At 72.7% G+C, this 5,978-nt stretch carries 6 protein-coding genes; 1 reads left to right on the top strand and 5 read right to left on the bottom strand.

Annotation, left to right across the window (positions count from 1 at the left end):
• Positions 1-77: 77 nt before the first annotated feature.
• From ACFRCR_RS15915 to ACFRCR_RS15900, 4 genes are all read right to left on the bottom strand, one after another.
• Complete coding sequence (locus tag ACFRCR_RS15915) at positions 78-1,310, bottom strand: GNAT family N-acetyltransferase (RefSeq protein WP_377678858.1); 1,233 nt, start codon at positions 1,308-1,310, stop codon at positions 78-80.
• A 67-nt stretch (positions 1,311-1,377) separates the two neighbouring features.
• Positions 1,378-2,619 carry a GNAT family N-acetyltransferase gene (locus ACFRCR_RS15910; RefSeq protein ID WP_377678856.1) on the bottom strand — a complete coding sequence of 414 codons (1,242 nt, stop codon included), beginning with the start codon at positions 2,617-2,619 and terminating at the stop codon, positions 1,378-1,380.
• On the bottom strand, positions 2,616-3,749 hold the full coding sequence (locus tag ACFRCR_RS15905; RefSeq protein ID WP_377678855.1) for a GNAT family N-acetyltransferase: 1,134 nt from the start codon (positions 3,747-3,749) through the stop codon (positions 2,616-2,618). Before ACFRCR_RS15905 ends, ACFRCR_RS15910 begins: the two co-directional genes overlap by 4 nt.
• A gap of 118 nt (positions 3,750-3,867) precedes the next feature.
• Positions 3,868-4,134, bottom strand: coding sequence for a GlsB/YeaQ/YmgE family stress response membrane protein (locus tag ACFRCR_RS15900; protein ID WP_030150204.1), 267 nt, complete (start codon positions 4,132-4,134; stop codon positions 3,868-3,870).
• A 296-nt stretch (positions 4,135-4,430) separates the two neighbouring features.
• Here ACFRCR_RS15900 and ACFRCR_RS15895 point away from each other — a divergent pair, with 296 nt between their 5' ends.
• A complete protein-coding gene (locus ACFRCR_RS15895) occupies positions 4,431-4,799 on the top strand; it encodes an RNA-binding S4 domain-containing protein (protein ID WP_377678853.1) in 369 nt (122 codons plus the stop codon).
• Between the two features lie 216 nt (positions 4,800-5,015).
• Here ACFRCR_RS15895 and ACFRCR_RS15890 read toward each other — a convergent pair whose 3' ends face one another.
• Entirely contained in the window at positions 5,016-5,762 is a 747-nt protein-coding gene (locus ACFRCR_RS15890; RefSeq protein WP_377678852.1) for a lytic polysaccharide monooxygenase, read from the bottom strand.
• Positions 5,763-5,978: the final 216 nt, after the last annotated feature.

The raw sequence follows: 5,978 nt of genomic DNA, 5'->3' as shown, positions 1-5,978 counted from the left end.
AGGTAGAGCTCCGGGAGGTCTACCTCGCGCGCACAGGTCTACCTCGGCGTTGCGGCGGTGGTGGGGGGGGCAGCGGGCTACGCCAGTCGCTTCTGCCACACCGCCGCGACGCCGACGGGCTCGAAGCCGAGCGCGACGTTGATCGCGAGCATGTGCTCGTTCTCCTGCGCGTTCCACGTGTTGATGCGGCGTTCTCCGGGCCGGCGAGCGGCGTAGGCGCGCAGGTTGGCGACCTTGACGAGCGTCCCGAGCCGGTGGCCGCGGTGCTCGCGCAGGACGAGCGTGTCCTCCTGGAAGGCGAACGGGACGTCCGACACGGGGATCTGGAGCACCGAGAACGCGGTGAGCGTCCCGGTGAGGACGTGCTCGGCCACCGTGACGAGCACGTGCTGGTGGCGCCCTGCCATGTCGGCGAGGTAGGAGCGGACACGGGCTGCGTCCCACGGGCTCTCCTCGACGTCCAGGTCCGCGGAGGGGACGTCGGTGCTCATACGGGTCCAGAGGATCGCGACCTGGTCCTGCCACGCGGCCGGCACCTCGTCCCACCAGGTGTGCAGGCGGTAGTCGCTGCCCGCTGCCCGCGTCGCCTCGTGCTCGAGCGCATCGAGCCGTGCAGGGTCGACAGGCAGCCGCAGGACGGAGGCGCGCTCGACCTGTTCGAGCGCGTAGCCGTGACGCCGGGCGAAGCGTGCCCCCGGGGAGTCGGCGGGCACGCGCCCGGCACCCGTGGGGGCGTCCAGGGCGCCGGGGCCGGGCGGGGGCTCGGGGGAGTGGTTGCTCGGCACGATGACCGTGGTGCGCCCGTCGGCGCGGGCGATCTCCTCGGCCCGGGCCAGCAGCGCCTCGCCGATGCCTCGCCCCTCGAGCGTGGGCCGGACCACGAGGGTGACGTACGCGAGGTGAGGGTTGGCGTCGGTCGCGAGCCACACGATCGCGGCGCCGCCCACGTCCTGCGCCCTGGGCGCGGCCTCGCCGTCGGCGGTGTCCGCGGCCTCGCCGTCGGCCGTTCCGGGCATCACCGGCTCGGGGAGCGCGAGGACGAGGACCTTGCGCTGGTACTCCTGGTGCTGGAGGACGCCGAGCATCACGGGCAGCGGCGCCCACCAGTCGGTCCAGCCCCAGGTCGCGAGCTGCACGTCGTGCTCGATGTCGGTGTACGCCCGCACGGCCCAGACGTCGGGGTGGTCCAGGGCGGACGGGACGGGCGGTGCGTCGATCGCGCGCCAGGTCGTGTTCGGCGGCGCAGGCGGTGGCGTCGGGCTCGCCGTCCAGGGGTCCTCGTGGCCAACGGCGGTGTCGGTGGTCGTCATGCGTCCACCCTGGCGGGCCGCCGCCCGGACCCGCCACGCATTTTGCGTGCCTCCCGTACGGGCGCCGTCACCCCAGCCGCTGCTGCCACTCTGCGGTGACGCTCGCGACCTCGAACCCGAGGGCCTCGTTGATCGCGAGCATGTGCCGGTTCTCCTGCGCGTTCCAGGTGTGGATGCGTCGCGACGAGGGGCGCACGCGGGCCAGCTCGTCGAGCACCGCGATCTTGACGAGCGTCCCGAGGCGGTGGCCGCGGTGCTCGCGCAGGACGAGGGTGTCCTCCTGGATGACGACCTCGGGGCGGTCGTGCGGGTAGGAGACCATGGTGAACGCGGCGAGCCGCCCTGACGGCACGTGCTCGGCCACTGCGATGAGGTATCCCTGGCCGCGGTCGGCGAACGACTGCGAAGCGACGCGTACCCGGTCGGCGTCCCACGGGTCCTCCTCGAGGTCGAGCCCGCCGCTGGGGGCGTCGGTGCTCATGCGGGTCTCGAGGACCGCGAAGTCGTCGATCCACTCCTCGGGGACGGTGTCCTGCCAGAGGTGCACGCGGTAGTCGTCGCCCGCGGCGGCACGGGCGGCGTCGCGCAACGGGTCCACGACGTCGGTGCGGGGAGGCAGCGTGATCGTCGACTGCCGCATGACCTGCTCGAGCGAGAACCCGCGCGAGAGCGCGAAGCGCGTGCCCGGGTCGTCGAGCGGCACGCGCCCGCTGCCGGTCGGCGAGTCGAGCGCGCCAGGTCCGGGAGGGGGTTCGGGGGCGTGCGCGGAGTCGGACAGGAGCACGGTGCGCCCGGCCTCGCGCGCGATGCGAAGGCACTCCTCCCAGAGTGCCTTCCCGACCCCTTGGCCGCGGTGCGCGGGGTCGACCCCGACGTACACGATCGCGAGGTGCGTGTTCCCCTTCTGGGGAAGGCCGACGAGCCCGCGCCCGACGACGTCGCCCGCCACCGGGGCCGGGTCCGGTCCGCGCGCAGCCGGGCCGCCAGAGCCGCCAGAGCCGCCAGAGCCGTCGGGACGGCCAGGCTCGCCGGAGCCGCCAGGGGCTCGCGGACCGTCGGCGACGGCGACGAGCCGGACGGTGCGCTTGTACTCCTGCTGGGCCGTCATCGTGACGAGCGTGGTCGCCGCGTCGAGACCGAGGTCGGCGTGACCGTGGATCTCCCGGTCGATCGCCTCGCCCACGCGCACGGTGCCGTGCACGGCCCAGGCCTCGGGCGCGTCGAGCGATTCCGGGACGGGTGCGCGCAGGACGCGCCACGCCGTCGGGCCGGAGCGCGGTGCCGGGGCCTCGGCCCGCGGGCCGCTCACCCGCCCACCCGCTTCTGCCAGCCGGCGTACCCGCCCGCGGGCGCGAAGCCCAGGTCGACGTTGATCGCGAGCATGTGGTCGTTCTCCTCGGCGTTCCAGGTGTGGATGCGTTCGGTCGTGGGGCGTCGGGCGGCGAGCTCGTCGAGGTTCGCGACCTTGACGAGCATCCCGAGGCGGTGGCCGCGGTGCTCGCGCAGGACCAGCGTGTCCTCCTGGAACGCGAACGACGGGTGGTTCTTGGGGTAGGCGAACACCGAGAACGCGGCGAGCGTGCCCGACGGGACGTGCTCGGCGACCGTCATGAGCACGCCGTCGCCCTTGCCCAGGAGCTCGTCGACCCAGACGCCCACGCGCCGCGCGTCCCACGGGTCCTCGCGGAAGTCGATGTCGCCGTTCGGGGCGTCGGTGCTCATGCGCGTGAACAGCGTCCCGACCTGCTCGCGCCACTCGTCGGGGACGTCGTCCTCCCAGACGAGGGTGCGGTAGCCCGGTCCCGCCGCGGCGAGAGCCTGCGCGCGCAGTCGGTCCAGCAGCCCCGGGGCGACGGGCAGCGGCAGGATCGAGTGCCGCTCGACCTGCTCCAGGGCGTACCCCTTGCCGCGCACGAAGCGGGGTCCGGGGTCGTCCGCGGGGACCCGTCCGGCGCCCGTCCGGGCCTCGAGGGCGCCAGGTCCGGGCGGAGGTTCGACGCCGTGCTGGGTGTCCGTGAACAGGACGGTCCGCCCGGCGTCGAGCAGGATCCGTTCGCCGTGCTCCCACAGCGCCGTGCCCAGTCCTTGGCGCCGGGCCGCCGGGCGTACCTGCACGTACAGCTCGCCCAGGTGTTCGTTGCTGCTCGTCATCATGAGGACGAACAGGTGGCCCAGCACGTCCTGCGGCCGGGGTGTCTCGGGTGCGTCCGCGCGGACCGCGACGAAGCGTTGCTTGGTCGCGTACTGCTGGTTGTCCATCCCGGCCAGGACGTCGCGGGCCTCGTTCGCGAAGTCGTCGTAGCCGTGGGCCTCGATCATGACCTCGGCCTCGATCTCGGCCACGCCGTGGTACGCCCAGGCCTCGGGGGAGTCGAGGTCGGCGGGGTGCGGGGCCGGGGTGATGCGCCAGGTCGTCGTCGACTCGGTGGGATGGCTCATGCCCTCAGCGTCTCGCGCGAGGCGCGAGCGGTCCACGGGTTTTCGGGGTTGGGCACAGGGGGTGCGGCCCGGTCGACCCGGGCCGCGCCTCCTACGGCGCCCGACGGCGCAGCGTGCGTCAGGCCTTCGACCTGCGTCCGGCGATGAGTCCCCAGATCAGCAGGACGACGAGCGATCCGATGAACGCCCAGAACCAGGTCGAGAACGACCAGAACTCCTGGTTGGGGTCCGAGCCGAACGCCCGGCCGATGAACCCGCCGACGAACGCGCCGACGACACCGACGATCAGGGTCACGACCCATCCGCCCGCCGCTCGGCCCGGCATGATGGCGCGGGCGATGGCGCCCATGATCAGTCCGATCACGATCCACGACAGAAACCACATGGTCCACTCCGTTCGTCGAACGAGCTCGCCGGCCGACGACACGGCCGGACCGGCGCCGTCGCCGGTCGGTTCCACCGTGGCACGGACGGGCCGGAGACGCACGCGATAGGGGACGATCCGCGCAAGAGGGTCGCTCCTGTGCGGCGCCGGGCCTCGGACGGCCGCGACGCCGGCCGCACGTGGGGGCGGCGCCGTCGGGCCGGGCTCCGCTGCGGCGGTCGGCAGGTCGCGCCGGACCATCACGCGGCGTGCGCCGCCTAGGCTGGGGTGGTCCGACGTCGGGAAGGGAAGTGACCATGCGGGTCGACAGCTGGCTCTGGGCGGTCCGCCTGACCAAGAGCCGCTCGGTCGCGACGGCCGCGTGCCGTGCCGGGCACGTCAAGATCGACGGGGTGCGCGTCAAGCCGTCCGCGACCGTGCGCGTCGGCAGCACCGTGACGTACCGCGGGGGCGAGCGCGAGCGGATCGTGGAGGTCGTCGAGCTGCTCGCCAAGCGGGTCGGGGCGCCCGAGGCCGCGAAGGCGTACGTCGACCACAGCCCGCCTGTGCTGCCGCGCGAGGCCGTGCCGTTCGTGCCCGTGCGCGACCGCGGCGCGGGGCGACCGACCAAGCGGGAGCGGCGGGAGATCGACAAGCTGCGCGGGCGCGAGCTGCCGCCCGTCTGACCGGTTGGGGTGGGACGGGTGTCTTGGTCCGAGACAGGCCTCCCGGACCGTGTCGCAGGCGCCCGTCCGGGACCGGACCGCCCGTCTCGCTCCGCGCGCTCCGTAGGGAGGGCAGCACGACGCCCGGGCCTCCTGGTGCTCCAGGCGACCCGGGCGCGGTTCTGGTGCGGTGTCGGTCAGCCCCTTCTCCCCAGGGCCGACCGTTCGGTGCTCACGTCAGCAGGCGCCGAGGTCCTTCCACACGCCCCACTGGCCGCTCGTGCCGGGGTTCTCCCCGGTGTTCCACCACTTGGCCTCGTAGGTCTTGTTGTTGTAGGAGACGCGAGCGCCGCCCGTGTAGACCGAGCCGGCCGCCCAGGCAGGAGCCGTGCAGACGCCCGTCCCGGTCGTGCCGCCGGTGGTCCCGCCCGTGGTGCCACCCGTGGTGCCGCCGGTGGTCCCGCCGGTGGTGCCACCCGTGGTGCCGCCTCCGTTGACGGTGAGGTCGACGCAGTTGTAGAACGCGTTGACCGTGTTGGACACGTTCCAGCGGGCGAGGATCGTGTGGTTGCCCGAGGGCAGGTTGGTCAGCGTGTGCGAGATGTTGCTCGGGGGCTGGGCGCCGCCCTGGCTGAACGTCTGGTGCAGCTTGCCGTCGACGAAGTACTCCCACGTGCTCGTGTTGTGAGCCGCCGTGAGCTTCCACTGGAACGTCACCGTGCTGCCGACGCTCTTGCGCGGCCACGGCTTGCTGTTGTCGTCGAGGATCGAGAACCCGCTGCCGCCCGAACACTGCATCGAGCCCTTGGGTGCCTCGACGCTCTGCGGCTCGTACTTGATGCCGCCGCAGTCGAAGGACGTGGCACCGGTCGCGCAGTTGTCCTGCCGGCTGGGCGGTGACGTGATCCATCCGTGTGCCGAGGCGGCCGGGGCCAGCACGACAGGGGCCGCGATCGCGGCGACACCGAGGACGGCGGCAATCATTGCCGCGCGTAGTCGTCTCATCTTTTCTTCTCGCTCTCCATGGCAGTCGGTAGGGCCCCATTGCCGGGCGACCTACACATGTCGAATCGGACAACTTCGACGCTATGCAATGAAATCGGCAAGCACAATCCGGTGAAGCACGTAGGGGGTCCTACGTAGGGCGCGAGCAATTCATTCGACCGGGAAATGGAAAAGTGACGCCGGGTCAGGAATTCC

Source organism: Oerskovia sp. NPDC056781 (assembly GCF_042789955.1).
In the GTDB taxonomy this organism is placed as follows: domain Bacteria; phylum Actinomycetota; class Actinomycetes; order Actinomycetales; family Cellulomonadaceae; genus Oerskovia; species Oerskovia rustica.
This window is presented reverse-complemented; position numbering and strand designations above follow the sequence as displayed.